At 42.6% G+C, this 20,348-nt stretch carries 20 protein-coding genes and 1 pseudogene; 11 read left to right on the top strand and 10 right to left on the bottom strand.

Translation table 11 applies throughout. The features are described 5' to 3' along the window. Positions 1-231 precede the first annotated feature (231 nt). The 3 genes from V7K97_RS17300 to prfC form a co-directional block, all read right to left on the bottom strand. The gene (locus V7K97_RS17300) at positions 232-744 is read right to left on the bottom strand and encodes an RNA recognition motif domain-containing protein (RefSeq protein ID WP_334802248.1); all 513 of its coding nucleotides are present in this window, start codon (positions 742-744) and stop codon (positions 232-234) included. A 662-nt stretch (positions 745-1,406) separates the two neighbouring features. Beyond that, positions 1,407-3,689 carry a M48 family metalloprotease gene (locus tag V7K97_RS17295; protein ID WP_334802247.1) on the bottom strand — a complete coding sequence of 761 codons (2,283 nt, stop codon included), beginning with the start codon at positions 3,687-3,689 and terminating at the stop codon, positions 1,407-1,409. A gap of 120 nt (positions 3,690-3,809) precedes the next feature. After that, positions 3,810-5,438, bottom strand: a complete 1,629-nt coding sequence (gene prfC / locus V7K97_RS17290; RefSeq protein ID WP_334802246.1) for a peptide chain release factor 3 — start codon at positions 5,436-5,438, stop codon at positions 3,810-3,812. 124 nt (positions 5,439-5,562) lie between these two features. On the opposite strand from prfC, the gene V7K97_RS17285 reads away from it, so the two are divergent. The 3 genes from V7K97_RS17285 to V7K97_RS17275 all read left to right on the top strand — a co-directional run bounded on the left by V7K97_RS17285 (position 5,563) and on the right by V7K97_RS17275 (position 8,452). After that, on the top strand, positions 5,563-5,922 hold the full coding sequence (locus V7K97_RS17285; RefSeq protein WP_334802245.1) for a DUF4870 domain-containing protein: 360 nt from the start codon (positions 5,563-5,565) through the stop codon (positions 5,920-5,922). 502 nt (positions 5,923-6,424) lie between these two features. Beyond that, positions 6,425-7,405: a porphobilinogen synthase gene (gene hemB / locus V7K97_RS17280; protein WP_334802244.1), complete on the top strand. Its 981-nt coding sequence runs from the start codon at positions 6,425-6,427 to the stop codon at positions 7,403-7,405. A gap of 387 nt (positions 7,406-7,792) precedes the next feature. Then, positions 7,793-8,452: a Nif11-like leader peptide family natural product precursor gene (locus V7K97_RS17275; protein WP_334802243.1), complete on the top strand. Its 660-nt coding sequence runs from the start codon at positions 7,793-7,795 to the stop codon at positions 8,450-8,452. 191 nt (positions 8,453-8,643) lie between these two features. On the opposite strand, the gene V7K97_RS17270 is transcribed toward V7K97_RS17275, so the two are convergent. The 4 genes from V7K97_RS17270 to V7K97_RS17255 form a co-directional block, all read right to left on the bottom strand. After that, a complete protein-coding gene (locus V7K97_RS17270; protein ID WP_334802242.1) occupies positions 8,644-9,240 on the bottom strand; it encodes a hypothetical protein in 597 nt (198 codons plus the stop codon). A 362-nt stretch (positions 9,241-9,602) separates the two neighbouring features. After that, positions 9,603-11,189 carry a glucose-6-phosphate isomerase gene (locus V7K97_RS17265; RefSeq protein WP_334802241.1) on the bottom strand — a complete coding sequence of 529 codons (1,587 nt, stop codon included), beginning with the start codon at positions 11,187-11,189 and terminating at the stop codon, positions 9,603-9,605. A 110-nt stretch (positions 11,190-11,299) separates the two neighbouring features. Then, the gene (locus V7K97_RS17260; RefSeq protein WP_334802240.1) at positions 11,300-11,557 is read right to left on the bottom strand and encodes a cytotoxic translational repressor of toxin-antitoxin stability system; all 258 of its coding nucleotides are present in this window, start codon (positions 11,555-11,557) and stop codon (positions 11,300-11,302) included. 62 nt (positions 11,558-11,619) lie between these two features. Beyond that, positions 11,620-11,817 carry a hypothetical protein gene (locus V7K97_RS17255; RefSeq protein ID WP_292722524.1) on the bottom strand — a complete coding sequence of 66 codons (198 nt, stop codon included), beginning with the start codon at positions 11,815-11,817 and terminating at the stop codon, positions 11,620-11,622. 179 nt (positions 11,818-11,996) lie between these two features. Between V7K97_RS17255 and V7K97_RS17250 the strand changes: the two genes are divergently transcribed. From V7K97_RS17250 to V7K97_RS17220, 7 genes and pseudogenes are all read left to right on the top strand, one after another. Then, a complete protein-coding gene (locus tag V7K97_RS17250) occupies positions 11,997-13,130 on the top strand; it encodes a branched-chain amino acid ABC transporter permease (RefSeq protein ID WP_334802239.1) in 1,134 nt (377 codons plus the stop codon). Continuing rightward, positions 13,120-13,902: an ABC transporter ATP-binding protein gene (locus tag V7K97_RS17245; protein ID WP_334802238.1), complete on the top strand. Its 783-nt coding sequence runs from the start codon at positions 13,120-13,122 to the stop codon at positions 13,900-13,902. The genes V7K97_RS17250 and V7K97_RS17245 overlap by 11 nt, the downstream gene beginning before the upstream one ends. Positions 13,903-13,956: 54 nt before the next feature. Continuing rightward, positions 13,957-14,241 carry a type II toxin-antitoxin system HicA family toxin gene (locus V7K97_RS17240; protein WP_334802237.1) on the top strand — a complete coding sequence of 95 codons (285 nt, stop codon included), beginning with the start codon at positions 13,957-13,959 and terminating at the stop codon, positions 14,239-14,241. 33 nt (positions 14,242-14,274) lie between these two features. Then, a complete protein-coding gene (locus V7K97_RS17235; protein WP_334802236.1) occupies positions 14,275-14,499 on the top strand; it encodes a type II toxin-antitoxin system HicB family antitoxin in 225 nt (74 codons plus the stop codon). Further along, positions 14,495-14,653, top strand: a pseudogene (locus tag V7K97_RS17230) (hypothetical protein); the annotation flags it as partial. The gene V7K97_RS17235 and the pseudogene V7K97_RS17230, both read left to right, overlap by 5 nt. 241 nt (positions 14,654-14,894) lie before the next feature. Further along, positions 14,895-15,470 carry a Uma2 family endonuclease gene (locus V7K97_RS17225; protein ID WP_334802235.1) on the top strand — a complete coding sequence of 192 codons (576 nt, stop codon included), beginning with the start codon at positions 14,895-14,897 and terminating at the stop codon, positions 15,468-15,470. Between the two features lie 165 nt (positions 15,471-15,635). After that, positions 15,636-16,349: a Uma2 family endonuclease gene (locus tag V7K97_RS17220; protein WP_334802234.1), complete on the top strand. Its 714-nt coding sequence runs from the start codon at positions 15,636-15,638 to the stop codon at positions 16,347-16,349. 14 nt (positions 16,350-16,363) lie between these two features. Here the strand turns inward: V7K97_RS17220 and V7K97_RS17215 are convergent, their stop codons facing one another. The 3 genes from V7K97_RS17215 to glpX form a co-directional block, all read right to left on the bottom strand. Beyond that, positions 16,364-16,924 (bottom strand): DUF2087 domain-containing protein, encoded by a 561-nt coding sequence (locus V7K97_RS17215; protein WP_334802233.1) that lies wholly within the window; start codon positions 16,922-16,924, stop codon positions 16,364-16,366. Between the two features lie 105 nt (positions 16,925-17,029). Continuing rightward, positions 17,030-18,316, bottom strand: coding sequence for a glutamyl-tRNA reductase (locus V7K97_RS17210; RefSeq protein ID WP_334802232.1), 1,287 nt, complete (start codon positions 18,314-18,316; stop codon positions 17,030-17,032). A 233-nt stretch (positions 18,317-18,549) separates the two neighbouring features. Next, a complete protein-coding gene (glpX, locus tag V7K97_RS17205) occupies positions 18,550-19,587 on the bottom strand; it encodes a class II fructose-bisphosphatase (protein WP_334802231.1) in 1,038 nt (345 codons plus the stop codon). Between the two features lie 326 nt (positions 19,588-19,913). Between glpX and grxC the strand changes: the two genes are divergently transcribed. After that, positions 19,914-20,228 carry a glutaredoxin 3 gene (grxC, locus tag V7K97_RS17200; protein ID WP_334802230.1) on the top strand — a complete coding sequence of 105 codons (315 nt, stop codon included), beginning with the start codon at positions 19,914-19,916 and terminating at the stop codon, positions 20,226-20,228. The last annotated feature ends 120 nt before the right edge of the window (positions 20,229-20,348 follow it).

Genomic DNA, 20,348 nt, shown 5'->3' with positions numbered 1-20,348 from the left:
GACTCAAATGATTGAAGATTACATTGACAAATTGCCTAGCCACAAGATTGACGACTCCTTATCCAACCCGCTCCCTAATCAATCTAACGATTGATATTGGTCGGAGTTGGAATCGTCGCCGTCCGCTCCCTATCCCCACCCTATGAGTACATTAAGGGTGGGGACTTCCGCGATACGTTAAAAATCAAAAAAAATTCTGATTTTTAATTTTTAACTTCTTTCCCTTAGGGATTAATTCGTAGTTTGTGCAGCTAGCATCTGCTTCAGCTTTTCTAATTCCGAAGCCCAACGAGGATCTGGACGAATAGCGTCTGAATCTGTGGTTGTGGTGCTGCTTTCACGAGAACCTCCGCCACCACTGCCGCCACGACGAGGCTGTTTCTTAGAGCTTTTCTCACGACGGCTGCCTTCTCTGTTAGGCATAGGAGTGGGGGTACTATTACTAGCAAGAGTCACTGGTTTAGGAGCTTGCTCCTCGCCCTCTTCACCCTTTGTCCGAGGTAATGCCTTCTCTAGCTTAATGGGAGTATCTTTGAACATCTGACCATTATATTTTTCAATGATTTCGTCAGCTTGTTCGTCGTTGTTGACTGTAAGAAAACCGAAACCACGGCATTTGCCAGTTTTGCGGTCTTTAATTAATTTAGTAGTTACAGCATCACCTTCTGCTGCAAAAACTGCTTGCAGATCTTGACGATCTATTTCATCTTTAGGCAAATTACCTATATATAGGCGAATGGACATGAACTATACCTCCAGAGTTGAATGAACATGGCAAGGCGAGAAAAGAATCATTTAGCTTTGGCTTTTAAATAGATGCTATTGACTAAGACTGCCATTAACCAATTTTTTTGCTCGAAACTGTCAACTTATACAACAATACAGTTTTTCGTCGGGATCAAGCTTGTTTAATCCAAAGGCTCACAATATGGTGAGCTAATAACACCTTAATTCTAAGAATTGTAAATTTAATAGCCTATTGCCTGCTAAAGTACACGCTTTCTTCTATGCCCTTTTTTGCAGAATCAAATACCATTCCTTACATTACCACGGTATTTTCTACGTAGCTAGTTTAGCGCATAATTTTCCGACGTTAGCATTATTTCATCGTAACATAAAACACCTTTTTTTCTGCAAGAGAGCATATTTGGAAACAAAAACCAGCCAGTGGCTGGTTAATTTACTGCTGTGTTGGGAGGATAAAAGGTATGGTGCAGGGGAAAAAGCATCCAAATTTTTAACTAAGCTGTGGTGCTGAGTTACATCGGTTGCTCTGGTTTGTGTGAATAAATGTAACACTTGTTAATAAAACCTGCAACTTTTGTTTACATCCCAATTTATCCAATGCCCAATGCCTAATACTTCTCTTCTTAGGCTGCGCCAACGACTTCGCTCAGTACAAGTGCCTAATGACCAATAACTAATGAACCAGTGAGAAAAACGTATGCGCCCCAAGTAAGTGCTGCAAGTGCCAAAACAAAAGACCAAATGGGATGAGGGCTGTGAATGGTTTTACCACTTTGAGTTTCCAGGGTTTGGATATCGATCCAAGGTGTTGCTCCTCGCCGAAACCAACCTGTGACGATAATTTCCCGCCCGATTAGCTCCTGATGATTGCCTGACTGTCCTAACCAAGAAATGTGGTGTAATTTCACCAAGCCTGCGCTCGATTGGAGGATTAAATCTTGGGCTAGGGAGTTGCTGGTGCCTTGACGACCTAATAGTTTGCCTACAAGACGCACGCTGATGCTGTCAATGGGTAAGGCAGAAGGATCTGATAACAGGTTGGGTAAGCTGTCGTCAGTTTGCACGGTGGCAGGTTTAATATCGGGGAAGAAAGAGTTAATCCGCATCACTGTACCGATGCTAAAGCCAATCAGAAGGCAGCCTGTAATGAAAGAGGAATCATCATATATCCACTTGAGATTTAAAAACTTGAGTGCAAATGCTAGTTGCCAGGTTATCCAGACCAAAGCTGCAAGCAGAACGCCTAGAGGAATTCCCAACCAAGGAGCGATTTGCAATAAGAAAGACTGACGCTTAACCTTTGATGGTTCGCTAGCCAAATGTAGTTCGGTGTCTAGATGCCAGTGACGGGCTATTTGGCAAAGGCGTTCGATGCGATCGCCCATTAAAGGATGACTATTATTAATCGTAAACCATCGGCCATAGGGATTGGCAGTATCCCACTTCAAAAAGGATTCAAAAGATAGATTGCTGGCAATAGTGCCTAAAGATAAACTCTGTTGGTGGCTGACTGGTGTCAATAGGTTTAAGCTTTCCAGTTGCCAACTGGTGTGTTCTTCTTTTTGGATATCAGCTGCAATGCCAATGGCAATTTTGAGTAAGGCACGAATTAGGGCATTGGGATTACCAGTAATTTCAGAGGCGACGCGATCGCTATAATAAAGCCGCAACTGTGACAACCACAATGCAGTTCCAGTCAGCAAACACCAAACTCCATAAATTAGACTAGCCAGAATTGTCACCGGCCAGCGCCAAATTTTCGTTGATATTTTGTCTCCCCACTTCGACACTTGCTGATATAGTTGATGAGTTGGTAGTGTCACCAGCAGCAACAAAGACATCACAGCAAAATCCCAGTGAGCAATATGCCCTAGCTGCGTGGCATAAATAGTGGCGATTTCATCATCTGCTAGTTGCTCTAACAGCCCTTGACTCACAACAATCCTGGCATTACGTGGTAAACTACCATAAGTCAGGATAATTGGTGCAGCCATTGGTAAAATCCGTAGTTTGGGTAATGGCCAGTGCCGTTGTTGGCAACAACGTTGTAGCACCCGAACAGCTTCGCGGCTATGAGTATTCAATACATCCTTGGAAAATTCTCGCTGACCATACAAGTTTGCCAGTAGCAGATCCAGCAACCAAGGTGATACTCCGATCAAAATCACCAACACTATTAGCAAAAGTTTAGTAGGATCGTTGTATAAAACCTGCAACGGACCCACATAAGGTAGTTTAACTAAAGTCTGGTTGATCAATCCCATTGCTAACTTGAGGATTTCTCGCATCACCCAAAATAAGGCAATGAATGTTCCTGCTGATAGTAGCCGTAAAGGTATTAATTTCGGTTTACGTAGTGGTTGCCATGCTCTGGCGCGTTGTGCTTGTCGCCAATAAATAACGCCGAATAATTTGGCTTGGGTGCGAGTAACAGAACCCATAAAGCCACTTAGAGGCGCAGGTGGTGGTAGTGGTGTAGCGACGGTAGCTTTGAGTCTAGTTAGTGGCACCATTGGTGGGGTGTCGTCGCTTTTGGTTTCTATTACTTGATCATTTGGCTTTTCCTCTAATGTCGGAGTTACCGGGGGAGGATCTAGGTTTGCATCGGGGGTTGAATTATCAAAGGCAACAAATCCAGTTTCGACATTTTTTGATTCTTGATCGGGTTTTTTACGTTTTGTCAGGTGTTCGAGAGCGCGTGTTGCCCACTCTTGAACTTGGGGATTGTTACTCTCAATGAGATTCTGGGAAATAGCGATCGCTTTAGAAACTTCGCCAGTGCGAGCATAAGCCATGACTAAGCCAACCTGGGCTTGTAAGCTAGCAGTACCACTGCTTTGGCTGCTAGCAATAGGTTCTAGTTGAGCGATCGCTGTTTGGTAATTTCCCTGCTTGAGGGCAACTAAACCAGCCTCCAAAGACGATTTGGCGTGTGAAGGCATACAAATTCTGGCACTCCAATCTCTTCTAAGTGATCCACGTTTGGGCAAAAGCGCGAACCTCGGATGCCGTGGAACTCAACCGTGCCCAAGTTTTGCTTGTCAACCAAAATTCGGAGTGAATTATTCCTCCACTGGTTGTTGACTAGAAAATACTGGAGCGATCGCGCTTAATTTTAACTCTGGATGGTCGCCCAATAACTGTTGACAATTCCATTCATTGCGGAATAGTAACACTGGGCGTGCCATACTATCTTTAACTGTAGTGGTATTGAATATCCGTCCCACTTTTTCTAATGCTTCCCAACCACCCTCAACCCAACGGGCGACACTGTAGGGCAATAACTCTAATATGGTTTCTACACCATACTCGTTTTGTAACCGAAACTGTACCACCTCGAATTGCAACTGACCCACCGCCGCCAAAATTGGATCGCGCTTGGCTTCATCAGTTGAATACATAATTTGCACAGCCCCTTCTTCGCGCAATTCCGCAACGCCTTTTTGGAATTGTTTAGACTTCGAGGGGTTCGGATTCCTCAAAGATGCAAACAGTTCTGGCGAAAAATACGGAATCCCTTCATATTCGAGCTTTTGTCCCGTGTAAATTGTATCTCCGATCGCAAAAACACCAGGATTATTCAAACCGATCACATCGCCAGGATAAGCCACATCAATCGATTCTCGCTCTTGAGCAAAGAGTTTTTGCGGGCGAGACAGACGGATAAGTTTACCAATGCGAGCGTGATTCACCATCATATCTTTTTCAAACTTACCAGTGCAGACCCGGATAAATGCGACGCGATCGCGGTGTTTCGGGTCCATGTTCGCTTGCAGTTTGAAGACAAACCCCGAAAATTCTGGGTATGTAGGGGCAACTTCGCCAACACTGCTGAGATGAGAACCGGGTTTGAGGGCATAGTCGAGGAAGTATTTGAGGAATAACTCTACCCCAAAGTTAGTCATGGCGCTACCAAAGAACACAGGCGTCATTTTGCCTTCGTGTACCAACTGTAAATCTAGCTCTGGTCCAACTCCTTCTAACAGTTCCAGATCATTTTTCAGTTGGTAGTACAGACTTTGTTCTAGCTGCTCTTCTATTTTCGGATCGCCTAATTCGACTATGGTATCACGGGCTTCTCGGCTGCCGTGGGCGCTGCGTTCAAACAGGTGAATTTGTTGCTTGTGGCGGTCAAAAACACCTTTGAAGCGATCGCCCATACCAATTGGCCAGTTTACCGCATAGGTTTGCAATCCCAATTCTTGCTCAATTTCATCCAACAGTTCCAGAGGTTCCCTTCCTGGGCGATCGAGCTTGTTGATAAATGTAAAAATCGGGATACCCCGCAACTTACACACTTCAAACAATTTGCGGGTTTGAGGTTCCAAACCTTTTGCCGCATCAATCAGCATTACAGCGTTATCGGCGGCGGCAAGGGTGCGGTAAGTATCTTCACTGAAATCTTGGTGTCCGGGAGTGTCTAATAAATTGATTTGACAATTCCGGTATTCAAATTGCAACACCGTGGAGGTAATGGAAATACCCCGTTGTTGCTCCATTGCCATCCAGTCAGAGGTAGCCTTGCGCTGTGCCCGTCGCGCCTTAACCGCCCCAGCTTCGTGAATTGCACCTCCGTACAGGAGTAGTTTTTCTGTTAGTGTCGTTTTACCCGCATCGGGGTGAGATATAATCGCAAAGTTGCGGCGAAGTTCAACTGCTTGAATAAGTTCAGACTGAAGTTCAGTTGACATAAGTGTATTTGTTTGTGAGCTAACTTAATTTTTTTTGACTCTGGTAAGTCTTTTAATCTTAAGACAACGATGCTCGTGATCGGGTCGTGATATAACCAACAATCTGACTAAATAGGAGAAAGTAATGTACGACACAGACAAGCGAAAGCTTCTATCTGCCTTGTCGCATGGAGCGATTTTTTTCAGCACGACATTGGTATCTGTAAGTGTACCGATTGTCATACTGCTTGTATCTGATGATCCTGTTGTTAAAGAAAATGCCAGAGAATCCATCAATTTCCACTTTAACGTCTGGCTTTATGGAGGAATTCTCGGAGCGCTATTTTTTATATTCGGTTGGTTAGTGTTACCTCTATTATTACTGGGGCCACTAGCCGGTCTGGGATATCTATTGCACTGGGGATTAACAATTTGGGCACTCATCGGAGTTTTCAGCAATCCTGATATACCCTTCCGTTATCCCTATATTTTCCGGGTTTTTTAACACAAATTATCATTGGGCATTGGGCATCCCTTCTCTACGAGACGCTACGCGTAGCTTGCTTCCACGAAGTGGTACGGCTCCGCTTAGGGCAAGTGGGCATGGGGCATGGGGCATTGGTAATTGTCAGTTATTTTTTATTAAGCTGTTGTGCCTTGAATTTGCACACACCCAATTGCCACAATTTTTGCCAACAGACAGTCTTACCATTTTGAATTTTGTTAGCGAGTCCGCGTACCCTTACAGGGAAGCAAGCTACGCTTTTAGCGTCTCCTAGAGAGCGTCATTTTGAATTTTGAATTGCTTCGTATGTTGTTTTTTTTCCAGTCCGTCGGATAGTTGCAACCAAGATGTAGAATACAAAATTGCCCCACAACTTGATTAAGAGTAGGGCAAAGGACAGTTAAGCACTGTTTGTAGTCTGTCCGGCGGCAGGAAAATTTTAGCCTGCTCCTGTGACGCTTTATTTTGTGTCCATTTGCGTTGTTTTTCTTCATAAAATTTTATGTTTCCTACACATCGCCCCCGTCGTCTGCGTACTCATCCCCAACTGCGCCGGATGGTTCGTGAAACTGTTTTAACAACAAGCGATTTAATTTACCCATTATTTGCTGTACCAGGTGAGGGAATCGCTAATGAGGTGAAATCCATGCCCGGTGTCTACCAACTTTCGGTAGATAAAATTGTTGAAGAAGCAAAAGAAGTTTATGACTTAGGAATTCCTGCGATTATTCTATTTGGGATTCCGGCTGATAAAGATGTGGATGCCACTGGCGCTTGGCATGATTGCGGTATCGTCCAAAAAGCAGCGACGGCGGTAAAAGCAGCAGTACCAGATTTGATTGTAATTGCTGATACTTGTTTGTGTGAATATACTAGCCACGGTCATTGTGGTTATCTGCAAGTTGGTGATTTAACAGGACGAGTTTTAAATGACCCAACTCTGGAATTGTTGAAGAAAACAGCAGTTTCTCAAGCGAAAGCTGGTGCTGATATCATCGCACCTTCGGGAATGATGGATGGGTTTGTGCAGGCAATTCGGGTAGGTTTGGATGAAGCAGGATTTCAAGACACGCCGATTCTGTCTTATGCTGCGAAGTATGCTTCGGGTTATTATGGCCCATTTCGGGATGCGGCAGACTCGACACCGCAATTTGGGGACAGAAGAACTTACCAAATGGACCCAGGTAACGCCCGCGAAGCGATTAAAGAGATTGAATTGGATATTGCAGAAGGTGCTGATATGCTCATGGTTAAGCCAGCCTTGGCATACATGGACATTATCTGGCGGGTGAAGGAAGCGAGTAATTTACCAGTTGCGGCTTACAATGTTTCTGGTGAGTATGCGATGGTGAAAGCCGCGGCTCTCAATGGTTGGATTGATGAAGAGCGGGTAGTTATGGAAACTTTAACTGGATTTAAACGCGCTGGCGCAGATTTGATTTTGACTTATCATGCTAAAGATGCGGCGCGATGGTTAAAGTAAGTTGGGCGATTCAAGGGTAAGAATTTAAGAAATCTCACGCAGAGGCGCACAGACGCAGAGTTGTGTTTTGGTGTTTGGGCGTGAGATTATTTGTATTTTGGTTAATTCATGAATAATTAATACTATCTATTGACTTAATTTTATTTTATGAGAGGCAATAACGAGTGTAGGCGCAGCCTGCCCCAGGTATCGCAATCCTTCGTATTTTCCTCAGTGACTGTTATTTGTTGTGATAAACTTTACAGAAAATTCATACTTAGCCACTGTGTAATTCCATTTACATGAGATAAGAGATTTAGTACTGTCGAAGAAACAGATTATACTCACTACACTGGTGTTGATTAATCAAAAACATCTACCAAGTTTAAAACTTCGGCTAAATGACCCATGTATTATCAAATTTGGAATTTCTTTCTTAAAGAAGATAAATACATTTATTGGAAAGAAAAAATAAAAGTTAACAAAAACTTTGACAAAGTTACATGGCAAAAGATTATTGATTTTTTGTCACTAGTAGAGCAAACTTTCCAGTTAAAAAGTCAACTAGCAGAAACCGATAGCCTGGAGCCATTTCTCAAGTTAGCAACAGACAACGGTTACAATTTGACCGCAGAAGAACTTGCCTGGTTTCTAGTTACGAGAAGACAGATTTGGGATCTTTTTGATTTTGCACAAAAAACGCCATCTCTCAAAGAAGACTTGTTAATAACTAAAGATCCGCAGCATTTCGTCAATATCGCTGCCGAAAATGGCTATTACTTTTCTGTAGAAGAGTTAGCTTGGCTGTTAATTGAAATCAAATCATCTTCAGAATTAGTATCTATTAACAACAGCGTTGGAGAGATTATCACGGTATCAAGCTATGGCAGAATTGAAACAGGATACTGGATTTGGCTGGCGGAAGACTGGGGAATTGTACCACCATTCTGTCATCGGGATCAGCCGGGTACTTTCTTATGTGAAAATAACAACAATCCTTTTTTACTTGATCGCTGTTTCTTACCCAAGAGTTACTTTAGTCAACACCTCATGGCAATTAGTAATTAGTAATTCGTAATTACAGCAGAATCAGGAATCAAGAGTTAGTGCCCCTACTGACCAGCCACTAGGCTTAATACTATTTATGATCATTAAGCCTAGTGACTTTTGAATTGAATTTAGTTCTTGTATACTACTTTGTCAGCTTTTTGTTGATGTGTGACAGTTAGGGTGCCGAAGGTGGGTTATAATATAACTTTTCAGTGTACAGCACTAGCTAAGATTCCTAAAATTTTATTGACATCTTTAAGATAATATTCACTTAAGTCTATCTGGATAAATTGCCCTTCTAATTTTAAAAATTGCCAAATACTTCCTGTTGTAACAGTTCCGTAAATTACCAAATTTTCATTACTTGCTCGTTCGTTAAATATTCTTGCTGCTAACATTTCGGCTACACATTGTCCTAAACCAGCAGGAATATTTTCTTTTTTAGCTTCCACAATCATAATAACTGGTGCAGTGATAATTAGTCTTTCTGGAGAACGGGTAATTAGAAAATCACAGATTCCATTTAAACCTTGTGCCGTATCAACATTAAATTCCACACCAGAGAACAAATTTATCTGGTCATTTAATTGTCGTCTCAATTCTAGTAGAATCGGAGAAATAATCATCTCAGAGCGAGCTTTTTCACTATTACTGGCAATAGCTATAGGTGAATTATATTGAAGAATTTCTTTTAATAATTCACTGCATTCTATATCAGGCGTATTAGCAAAAACATCAGTTTTCTCAATAGTATTTATTTGAAATTTTTGCTTGACTTTCTCTAAAGTAAAATCACTATATGCCATATTAAGTAATATCCATCCACAATAACGTTAAATTATAGCGCTTCTCATTTGTATTGCATCCGTTCGAGAACCGCTATTTAACAATTCAAAATTCAAAATGACGCTCTCTACGAGACGCTAAAAGCGAACGCGGACTCGCTAACGCTGCGCTAACAAAATTCAAAATTAAAGACATTTCAGACGGGGATTTAAACCCCGACTGAAATGGGTCTTAAACCCTTTAAATTACGATAAATTGGAATTGCGAATTATATGGTGAAGCATCCTAGACGGAAGATATATCTTCTATCTAGGATGCTTCACAAGAAAATTGTTGCTGAGACAACAATTATTGACAAAATGTGATATTTAGACTAGAGCTATCAGCTAGCAGAAACCGTCAAACTACCTGGTTTCTGAAGATCGCCTTGCAAAAACACACCTCGCTGATTGGCATGGAGATGACGCAAAATCTTGTAAATTGCTTCTACTTGCTCTGATGCGCCTGCTTTTTCGGCAAGTTCCTCAAGAGAAATGGGAGTTTTTTCTTTTTGTAGCACTGCTACCACTCGTGTTTGCAAATCGAGAATGGAGGCGGCAGCTTTTTTACCAGCTTCTACCCCTGGTTGATGGTAGGCGTTGACATTAACCAAGCTAGCGTATAAACCAACAGCGCGTTCATACAAAGCAATTAATGCCCCTACAGTTCGGGGATTAACTTGGGGAATGGTGACTGTAATGGAATCGCGGTGATTTTCATAAAGCGCTTGTCGGGTTCCTTGGAGAAAACCGGAAAGATAATCGCCTGATGTAACTCCCGGATCTATTTCAGTGGATGGCCCCTGACGATCTTCCAACACTTCGATGAAGGTAGCAAAGAAATTCGCTACACCCTCGCGTAACTGCTGCACGTAAGCGTGTTGATCTGTTGAGCCTTTGTTGCCATAAACGGCGATGCCTTGATGGACAACTTTACCGTCTAAGTCTTTTTCCTTGCCCAAGGATTCCATGACTAGCTGTTGTAAATAGCGACTGAATAAAAATAAGCTGTCCTTGTAAGGTAGGACAACCATATCTTTTTCGCCCTTTCCATTGCCAGCAAAGTACCAAGACAAAGCGAGTAAGGCTGCTGGGTTGTTTTTCACATCACAGACGCGGGTAGCGTCATCCATTTCTTTTGCGCCATCTAGGATGGCGCGAACATCTATCCCCTGTAATGCGGCTGGTACTAGCCCCACAGCAGACATTTCTGAGGTACGTCCCCCTACCCAGTCATACATAGGAAATCTGGCTAGCCAACCTTCGTCTTTGGCCAGTTTATCCAGGTTGCTATCAACGCTGGTAATAGCTACTGCATACTGAGCAAATTCCAAATTGTGGCCGGCGTAGGCTTTTTTAACTTCAATCATGCCATTTCGAGGTTCCGGTGTTCCCCCAGATTTGGAGATCACCAATACCAGAGTGCTGGCGAGGCTATTTCGGAGATGATTGATCACGCGATCAATACCTGCGGGATCGTTGTTATCGATAAAGTGAATTTTCAGAGGCGGGAAATCAGGAGCGAGAGCTTCCGCGACAAATTGGGGGCCGAGGGCGGAACCACCAATGCCAATGGAGATAATATCTGTAAAGCGGCTGGCTCTGGGAGGGTGAATAGCACCTGTTTGGACTTTTTCCGCAAAGGCTTCGATTTGTTCTAGGGTTTGGACTATTTCTTGTGTAACTTCTGGAGTTGGCGCTAAATCAGGATTTCGCAGCCAATAGTGTCCAACCATGCGGTTCTCATCAGGATTTGCGATCGCACCCTTCTCTAGTTGAGCCATATCCGCAAACGCCTTGTCAAACTTCGGCTGCAACGACTCCACAAAGGCATCATCGAACCGTATCCGACTCACGTCTAAGTACAGTCCCAATCCCTCGTGGAAATATAACCAGTTTTGGTATCGTTGCCAAAGTGCCCTAGCATCCATAGGGAAATCTCAAATAAAGTGTTTTTCAAAACCAGTTTAATGTAAGGTTATAGCGATCCCTGCCTAGCCTTATACAGTTTACAGTTTTCAGTGTTCCCTTAACTCTCTCCTTAAACATCTGGCATAGGGATGACACGTAGAAATTTCACGATTTCACCCCTGATTTCTATACCAATTAGATAATTATCGAGGGTAAAGCGGTGAAAAATGCCTTCGCTATCAAGCTGTCGCAGTTCTTTTAAATCAGTCAGTTGCCACTTTTGGGCTAACTCAATAAAGACAAAATCATACACCCGCTCGTAGGCGGCAGGTTCTAAATTCTTCAGGTCTAGCAAAAAAGACCTGGCATAGCGCATTTCCAGACTCACTAGGCGTTACCTTAACCAAAACTTGAGGGGCCACTGGCACTAGAAAAGAAAGCGCTGCTGAATTAGAAAAACATCAACAGTCGTACCGCTTCTTCATGGGTTAAGATATCCCACGGTTGCTGCGATCGCTTAACTTGTTGTATTGCTTTGAGCATATAAAAGTCACAATGTAAAGCTTCGAGAACGTCCCAAATGCTTTGCAAATCCTCATCGGCTAACTGCTCGATTAAGTGATGCATTCTCAGTCGCAGCAAATTCATACGTCAATTATTCCTTACAAGCAAACACCAACAATAAATAGTATTCCCAAAAAATTAGCTACGCTAAACTTTATTACTTAGAGCATCGATTCAGGAATCAAAAACCTAACCCCCCAGCCCCCTTCCCTACTAGCGTTGGGGGAGCAAAACTCCTAACTCCCCACTCCCCATTCCCTAACATGGTTGACTATCTCATTTTCTTAGCAATTTCTACAGCGCTTTTTGCTCTATTCGCATTAGGACTCAATTTGCAGTGGGGCTTTACTGGGCTAATTAACTTTGGTCATATTGCTTTCATGACTCTGGGAGCATACACAACGGTATTGTTAAGCTTAAAGGGCGTGCCTTTACTCATATCAGCAATAGCTGGGGCAATTGTCGCCGCCTTGTTAGGTTTGGTAATTGGTTTTGCAACTCTACGCTTGCGGGAAGATTATTTGTCGATTGTCACTATAGGTACAGGAGAATTAATTCGTTTGGTGGTGAATAACCAGGAATTACCTGTGGGTGACACCTGGGTTTCTGGAGCGTTTGGTGTGCAAAGTTATCCCATACCCCTATCCACAGAGCCGAATTTGTTTGTCAAATTTGTGATGATTGGGTTGTTAACGCTACTAGCTGCCGTAACTTTTTTTACATTGTGGCGATGGATTCGCACCACCCAAATATCTCGGACTACTGATTTAGGCCAAAGAATGACTAGCAAGCAAGAATTCGCCTCTCGTTTGGGTGTGGGAATTGTGTTAGGAGTTTTGGCAGTAGCGATTTATATTTCCGGGGTGATTGGACTGTATAATTACAACCCAAAAGCGGGTTTAATGCTAGTCTTGCTGCTGGTTTTAGCATTTGTATACTGGCGGTTAGAAATTTTGGTGCGATCGCCTTGGGGTAGAATTCTCAAAGCCATCCGCGAAGATGAAGAAATTCCCAAGGCGCTGGGAAAAAATGTTTTTTGGTATAAATTACAATCTCTCATGCTTGGGGGTGCGATCGCGGGTATTGCTGGTGCTTTCTTCGCTTGGCAACTCAGCGCCATTTACCCTGATAATTTCCAACCGCAGATCACCTTTGACACTTGGATTATGGTGATTTTAGGCGGTTCTGGGAATAATGTTGGCACAATCTTAGGTGCGGTAATTTTCTTTGCTTACGATGCCCTGACGCGGGAAATCTTACCCAGAATCGTTCCCCTCGATCAAGACCGTTTGGGTGCATTTCGCATCATGGTAATCGGACTAATTTTAATGATGCTGATGATTTGGCGACCTCAAGGTATCTTAGGTAAAAAGGAGGAACTCACCCTTGGTAAATAACCAGTCATCGCCACTTCCCCTTTTAGTAGCCACTGGACTTTCTAAAAGCTTTGGTGGTGTCAAAGCAGTTAATGAGGCGAAAATCGAAGTTGCTAAAGGCAGCATTACGGGCTTGATTGGCCCAAATGGTGCTGGTAAAACCACTTTATTTAACTTACTCTCCAACTTCATTCGCCCAGATAAGGGACGAGTGATTTTTGACGGTGAACCGATTCACAACTTGCAACCATATCAAATCGCCCAGCAGGGAGTAATACGCACTTTTCAGGTTGCACGCACCCTTTCGCGGTTGTCGGTGTTAGAAAATATGCTGTTGGCAGCGCAAAAACAAACGGGTGAAAATTTTTGGCAGGTGCAGTTGCAACCGCACGTTGTCGCTAAGGAAGAAAAGCAACTCGTAGAACGAGCAATGTTCCTATTAGAATCAGTGGGTTTGGCAAAAAAAGCATCCGATTATGCTGGTAGCTTGTCTGGTGGACAACGTAAGCTGCTAGAAATGGGACGGGCGTTGATGACTAATCCCAAGTTAATTTTGTTGGATGAACCAGCCGCCGGGGTGAATCCGAGGTTGATTGATGATATTTGCGATCGCATTATCACTTGGAACCGTCAAGATGGCATGACCTTTTTGATTATCGAACACAACATGGATGTAATTATGTCCTTGTGCGATCGCGTTTGGGTACTTGCCGAAGGGCAAAATTTGGCTGACGGTACACCCGCAGAAATTCAAACTAATCCCAAAGTTTTAGAAGCTTATTTGGGCAAATAAACTCATACTCATGTTAAATGCCCAAATAATCTTGGGTAAAAGGCAAATTAGTATATGCCCAAGAAAATTAGAGAACTGAAAAGTTTATTACTGCGATCGGGGTTTACCTATAAACCGGCAAAGGGAAGTCATAGCAAATGGATACATCCAAAATTATCTAAAGCTATGATCATTGCTGGTAAAGATGGTAGTGACGCTAAACTATATTTAGAAAACCAGGTTAATGAAGCACTAGAAGAATTAAATATAGCGTTTATTAATCAGATGAGGTACATCATAGCCCCCTCTCGAAGAGCGGGGTGGGGTTCTTGTACCTCACTCAACCGAGAACCGCTATAAGATAGAAGCAGAGGAAAAGAAGGAACCAGAAGCATGAAATATACAATATTAATTCAGTGGTCAAATGAAGATGAATGTTATATAGTTTCATTACCTGATTTCCCGGATGTTATGCAGCCTTGTACTCATGGAGACACTTATGAGGAGGCTTTGAAAAATGCTCAGGAAGTATTGGAAATGTTAATCGAATCTTATTTAGAAGATGGTCAGCCTTTACCAGATCCACAAACATTAGGTAAGTCTTTAAAAGTGGCTTGAACACAATATGGATGTGATTATGTCCTTGTGCGATCACATTTGGGTACTTGCCAAAGGGCAAAATTTGGCTGACGGTACACCCGCAGAGATTCAAACTAATCCCAAAGTTTTAGAAGCGTATCTGGGAAAACAATACTGTGGTTTAAAGTTCTGATTGACCATATATTGGGTAATAGATATAGCAGTCCTAAATCATTTGTGAAAGTTTCTGTTGATTCTTCTCTCTGTGTTCTCTGCGCCTCTGTGGTTCGATTAAAAAGTAATTTTCACAACTCAGATAGGATTGCTATATTACCTTTAAATAGGTTTGAGAGAAAGTCGCACACGGTGTCAAATCTTCGGAAATTTGGCTCTTGTTAAAATCGAGTTGTATATCTCAGTGGAAAAAGCTTTTTATGTCAATGATGACAGTCAGAGATTTAGAGCAAGTTCAAACCGCTTTTACCGAAGCAGGTTTAGATTACCAGCTGGAACTCGAAAATGGGAAAATTTCAATCATGGGACCGTCAGATATTGTATCCAGTGAAATCAGTAGTCGTCTCATCGCCTTTCTCTTTGCTTGGGTAAATCCTCGTCGCTGGGGAAGAGTATTTGATTCCGCAGGCGGTTTCATCATGCCAGATACAAACCTCAAAGCACCTGATGTTTCCTTTGTTCGCGCTTCCCGACTTCTCCAAAGTCCTCGTTACTTTGGCGAACTTGTCCCTGACTTGGTGGTAGAAATTAAATCTCAGAGCGATAAAATTAAACTTATAGCAGCCAAAATTCTGAAATTTATAGAACTAGGAGCGATCGTCGGTATTCTAATTGATCCTGATGAAGAGACAGTTACAATTTATCGCTCTACAGGCGAACCGACAGTTTTAGAAAATGGCGAAATTTTAACCATACCAGAACTTTTTCCCGGTTGGGAATTGCCCGTTACTGAATTATGGCCTCCGATCTTTACCGAGGAAGAAACACAAATTTAGTGTTCTAACTGCATAAAAATACAACCTATAATTGTGCGGTTATTGTGCGGATAAAATTTGTGGATTATATTACCATTTTAAAATACTATCTGAAGTTAGTCGGCTACAAGTTTTATCTGAACTGTCCTAAACTATGAGAATATCGAAGAGTGAAGGCGTAGCATTATGGTAATCACTGCTAATACCGCATCTGAGGTCATCTACCCCGAAAGCGACGGACAACCAATGGCGGATAATACCAAGCAGTTTCGCTGGATAGTAACTATTAAAGAAAATTTAGAAATTTTATTTGCATCCCAATCAGATGTATTCATCGCCGGAGATTTATTTTGGTATCCAGTTGCAGACAACCCTAACATCAAACAAGCACCTGATACTCTGGTAGTGTTTGGTAGACCCAAGGTAGATAGGGGTTCTTACAAGCAATTTGAAGAAGATAACATTCCGCCACAGGTGGTGTTTGAAATCTTATCTCCTGGTAATACAACTAAAGAAATGGCAAAAAAACTCCTGTTTTATCAACGCTATGGAGTTGAAGAATATTACATTTACGACCCAGACCGAAATGAATTAACAGGATTTATGCGCTCAGAAGATTGGTTGCAAGAAATTAACCAGATTCATGGGTGGATAAGTCCGCGTTTGGGAATCCGTTTTGAGCTAGCCCCACAAACTCTAGAAATATATCGCCTTGATGGATATAAATTTCTTACACCCGTTGAGCTTGACCAAGTACGTACACAAGAACGTCAACGCGCTGAACAAGAACGTCAAGCTAAAGAAGTAGCTCTCCAACAACTGGAACAAGAACGCCAACGATATCAAGATTTATTGACACGACTACAAGAACGGGGAATTAACCCAGAACAACTGTTGTGAAACATCTTTCATACCTATGTTGTACGCCAATAAACCCCATTTTCGCGCTGCATTAACTGGCAAGCAATCAACTCTCTTCGCAAGGTGGCGCAGTCAAGATGGTAGCGTTTGAGAATGTCATTTACCAGACGTTCAGGGTAGTTGACTCCCACTTCAAACTGGTTTACCAACCATTTAAGAATTACTAAACGTTTTTTGCGACTAGCGGGGATTTCTTTAAGGGATTCGCCCTCGAAATAGTTTTTCAACACTTTGCTTTCCCAAGCCTCGGTATCCACATCTCCAATCAAAGATGCTATTTTCTCAGGTGTGAAAATTTCCTTACTAATGCTTTGCAAAGCCTCGCTATCCAATTTATATAGACGGCTATTACCTTCAGGACGCATTGTTACCAAATTTAGCTCTTTAAGTTTCGCTAAATGATGGGATACCGTCGGTTCCTTCAGTTGCAGTAACACCGCCAATTCTTCGACGCTGCACTCCTGATTCGCCAGGATACCTACAATCTTCAATCGGCTATCATCCGCTAATGCCTTGAAAAAGCGCAGTAAAATGTTAAATTGCTCTGGTTGCATAACTAACTTCTAATTAGATATCTATCTAATTAGAAGTATATCTAATTTAAAAGCTCAGATCCCCGACAACTTTTACGAAGTCGGGGATCTTACTTGTTGTTTAATTTAACTAAACTGTTCCTCTGCATCGAGGTTGAACAGCATTTGCAGAGTTTGCATACAGCGCCGTCTGGCTTCTACATCTTGCTGCGATCGCAATTGCACCATCGGGTCATGTAAAATTTTATTGACAATTCCCCGCGTTAATGCTTCAATCACTTCTTGATGTTTGTCGGCGAATTCCGAACCCAATCTCGACAAAGCTTTTTCTAACTCTTGTTCGCGGATGGTTTCGACTTTATTTCGCAAACAGCTAATAGTGGTAACAGTTTCCAGACTGCGCCACCAAATATCAAAGGCTTCTACTTCTTCTTCTAAAAGTCGCTCCGCTTCCTGTGCAATCTTGCGACGGCTTTCGTAGTTTTGCGCCACTACAGCCTTCAAATCATCCACATTAAACGCCTGCACATTTTCCAATTCATTGACATCCGCATGAACATTACGCGGCACAGAAATATCAAATAACATCAAAGAGCGCTGAACTTCTAAAACTATTTCTAACTTGGCACGGTCAAGTATTGGCTCTGTTGCCGAAGTACTTGTAAACACCAAATCACTATCGGCAATCACTGCCATCATTTCCGATAGTGGATGAATTTGGATCGGTTGTTGAGGGAACTGCTTGGCTAATTCTTGGGCGCGATCGCGGGAGCGATTTACAATACTAATTTGCACAGCACCCTTAGAAAGTAAATGTTGCACCAGCAGCCGCGACATTTTACCAGCACCCAAAATTACCACTCGGCAAGCTGCTAAATTTGCCACTTTTATCTGTGCTAATTCTACAGCGGCCGAACTGATAGAGACAGCGCCAGTACCAATACTAGTTTCAGTCCGAACCCGCTTACCAGCTGTCAGCGCTTGTTTAAATAATCGATTCAAAATGGTTTTTATACCACTATATTGCTGTCCCAGTTTGTGAGTAGTCTTCACCTGAGCCAAAATTTGACCTTCTCCAAGTACCAGACTATCTAAACCACCTGCTACCCGCATAACGTGCATCACGGCATCATCATGAAGCAACATAAACAAGTGTTGTCGCAAAGACTGTCCAGGTAACTTGCTGTATTCAGCAAGAAACTGGGTAACTTCCCGAATACCTTGGTCTGTTTCACTGGTAACAATATAGATTTCTAGGCGGTTACAAGTGCTAAGAATTGCAACTTCATCAATATGGGGATAGCTGGCCAGTTGAGCGATCGCACTTTCAATTTGTGGTTCTGGAATGCTCAGTTTTTCTCGGACTTCTACTGGGGCTGTCTTATGGCTTAACCCCACCACTGCTATATTCATTTGCTAAATCGTAGTTACTAGTTGGTAGTTGAAAATAAGATATTGAGTGAGAAGAGGGAATGGGGAATTTTTGTTTATTGATTGATAGTTTTTCCAACCAACAATTAATCACTAACTACTAACTACTAACTACTGTAAGAATGAAGCATTTGAGTGGCTATTTTTCAGTTTTGTAGAAAGATTTCCTTCCAAATGCTTCGCCCCTACTTTTACCATTCCCCATTCCCTAAAAATTAGTTCAGTTGGAGAGTCTTTGGTTCATTCAACATATGAATTGTATCAACAAATCGAGCAGTTTTCGACTGGTTGGAAATTACCAAGCTTTGAGTTCTTGCTCCGTCCTTGAAGAAACGTACACCTTGCATCAGATTACCACTGGTAATGCCACAAGCAGCGAACAAAACAGTTTTACCAGATGCCAGTTCATGAGCATCATAGACCTTATCAGGGTCATTGATATTCATAGACGTTAAGCGATCGATGTTGGCTTGCTTGCTTTCTCCAATCAGACCTGTTTTTACTATTTCTGGATCGTAGATCAGTTGACCTTGGAAGTGTCCACCCAAAGCACGCATTGCTGCTGCCGATATGACACCTTCAGGAGCTGCACCGATACCCATCAGCGCGTGGATATTAGTTCCAGCAAAACCACAGCTGATGGCTGCACCCACATCACCATCTGAAATTAGGGCGACTCTCGCTCCAGCCTCACGGATTTCTTTAATTAAATCATTATGGCGTTCGCGCTTCATGACTATGATTACAAGTTCTTCAATCGAGCGGTCTAGACACTCAGAGAGAATCTTGAGGTTTTCCGTTGCTGACTTGTTGATATCTACCTTGCCCTTAGCTGCGGGAGGTGCTGCTAACTTCTTCATGTAAAAATCAGGAGCAGCAAACAATCCACCCTTCTCAGAAATTGCCAAGACAGCCATCGAACCAGGTTGTCCATAAGCTACCAAGTTTGTACCTTCGCAGGGGTCAACAGCGATATCAATTTCGATTAATTCATCAGGGTTACATAAACTACTGGCATTTGCTTGGGTACAGATACCAACTTCTTCCCCGATATATAGCATCGGCGCGTCGTCGCGTTCGCCTTCCCCGATCACAATGCGACCCCGCATATAGATTTTATTCATCCGTTCCCGCATAGCTTCCACAGCTACCTGGTCAGCGATGTTTTTTTCGCCTTTACCCATCCACTTTGCGGATGCGATCGCAGCTTGCTCTACTACTTCAATAATCTCTAACCCAAGTGTATTTTCCACAGAATCTACCCTCTCAGCTGCTTGAATTTGCGTCGTTTCTTCTGGCTATTTCAGTTTTCAAGTCTACCAAAGGGCGGATACACGTGGAAGAAAGTTAAGTTTTACTGCTAACTCGTTAGAAAAGCGCCAGTTAACACATCCTGATTTTCTACTTATACTAGTTCAGTATAAAGCGTGTTCAAAAGTAAATGAAGTATCTAGACTGGATATTTATCTGACTGGAATTATTTAGAGAGTTCCCAAAAGTTGCTTCCAGCACCGATGCGGTAAGCAATGCCAGCAATGATCTAGGCTAGAGACATAGTTAAAAGCTTGCTTAATAAAATATGCTGGACTTTCTTAATCCCCTCTTAAATCGCCATCCAGAGCGAGTCAAAGCCAACGTCGAACTTTACACATGGCAAACTTGTCCTTACTGTATTCGTGCCAAAATGCTGCTGTGGTGGAAAGGTGTAAATTTTACTGAGTACAAAATCGACGGCGACGAAGCAGCCAGAGCTAAAATGTCAGAACGCGCTAACGGATGTCGGACTGTACCACAAATATTTATCAATAACCAGCACATTGGCGGCTGCGATGACCTCTATCAGCTAGACGCACAAAGTCAACTCGATCCCCTTTTAGCCCAAGTCGCTATTTAGACGCGATGAATCGCCGTCAAGACGAAAGATTATTGTAGAGACGGCGATTCATCGCGTCTCTTGCCTTAACCGAACAGTATTGGGGGAATGGAAGTGAGGTCAGAATATTAAGTTGCACAT

This window comes from Nostoc sp. (genome assembly GCF_036917815.1).
In the GTDB taxonomy this organism is placed as follows: domain Bacteria; phylum Cyanobacteriota; class Cyanobacteriia; order Cyanobacteriales; family Nostocaceae; genus Nostoc.
Note: the sequence above shows the minus strand (reverse complement) of the source record. Positions and strands in the feature narration are given on the sequence as shown.

Bases quoted from the DNA above. Each gene is read 5' to 3' on its own strand.
- V7K97_RS17265 (WP_334802241.1), bottom strand. From the start codon at position 11,189: ATGGATGCTAGGGCACTTTGGCAACGATACCAAAACTGGTTATATTTC.
- V7K97_RS17300 (WP_334802248.1), bottom strand. From the start codon at position 744: ATGTCCATTCGCCTATATATAGGTAATTTGCCTAAAGATGAAATAGAT.
- grxC (WP_334802230.1), top strand. From the start codon at position 19,914: ATGCTGGACTTTCTTAATCCCCTCTTAAATCGCCATCCAGAGCGAGTC.
- V7K97_RS17275 (WP_334802243.1), top strand. From the start codon at position 7,793: ATGTATTATCAAATTTGGAATTTCTTTCTTAAAGAAGATAAATACATT.
- V7K97_RS17285 (WP_334802245.1), top strand. From the start codon at position 5,563: ATGTACGACACAGACAAGCGAAAGCTTCTATCTGCCTTGTCGCATGGA.
- V7K97_RS17295 (WP_334802247.1), bottom strand. From the start codon at position 3,689: ATGCCTTCACACGCCAAATCGTCTTTGGAGGCTGGTTTAGTTGCCCTC.
- V7K97_RS17270 (WP_334802242.1), bottom strand. From the start codon at position 9,240: ATGGCATATAGTGATTTTACTTTAGAGAAAGTCAAGCAAAAATTTCAA.
- V7K97_RS17215 (WP_334802233.1), bottom strand. From the start codon at position 16,924: ATGCAACCAGAGCAATTTAACATTTTACTGCGCTTTTTCAAGGCATTA.
- V7K97_RS17240 (WP_334802237.1), top strand. From the start codon at position 13,957: ATGCCCAAGAAAATTAGAGAACTGAAAAGTTTATTACTGCGATCGGGG.
- V7K97_RS17250 (WP_334802239.1), top strand. From the start codon at position 11,997: ATGGTTGACTATCTCATTTTCTTAGCAATTTCTACAGCGCTTTTTGCT.
- V7K97_RS17225 (WP_334802235.1), top strand. From the start codon at position 14,895: ATGTCAATGATGACAGTCAGAGATTTAGAGCAAGTTCAAACCGCTTTT.
- prfC (WP_334802246.1), bottom strand. From the start codon at position 5,438: ATGTCAACTGAACTTCAGTCTGAACTTATTCAAGCAGTTGAACTTCGC.
- V7K97_RS17220 (WP_334802234.1), top strand. From the start codon at position 15,636: ATGGTAATCACTGCTAATACCGCATCTGAGGTCATCTACCCCGAAAGC.
- hemB (WP_334802244.1), top strand. From the start codon at position 6,425: ATGTTTCCTACACATCGCCCCCGTCGTCTGCGTACTCATCCCCAACTG.
- V7K97_RS17210 (WP_334802232.1), bottom strand. From the start codon at position 18,316: ATGAATATAGCAGTGGTGGGGTTAAGCCATAAGACAGCCCCAGTAGAA.
- V7K97_RS17235 (WP_334802236.1), top strand. From the start codon at position 14,275: ATGAAATATACAATATTAATTCAGTGGTCAAATGAAGATGAATGTTAT.
- V7K97_RS17255 (WP_292722524.1), bottom strand. From the start codon at position 11,817: ATGAATTTGCTGCGACTGAGAATGCATCACTTAATCGAGCAGTTAGCC.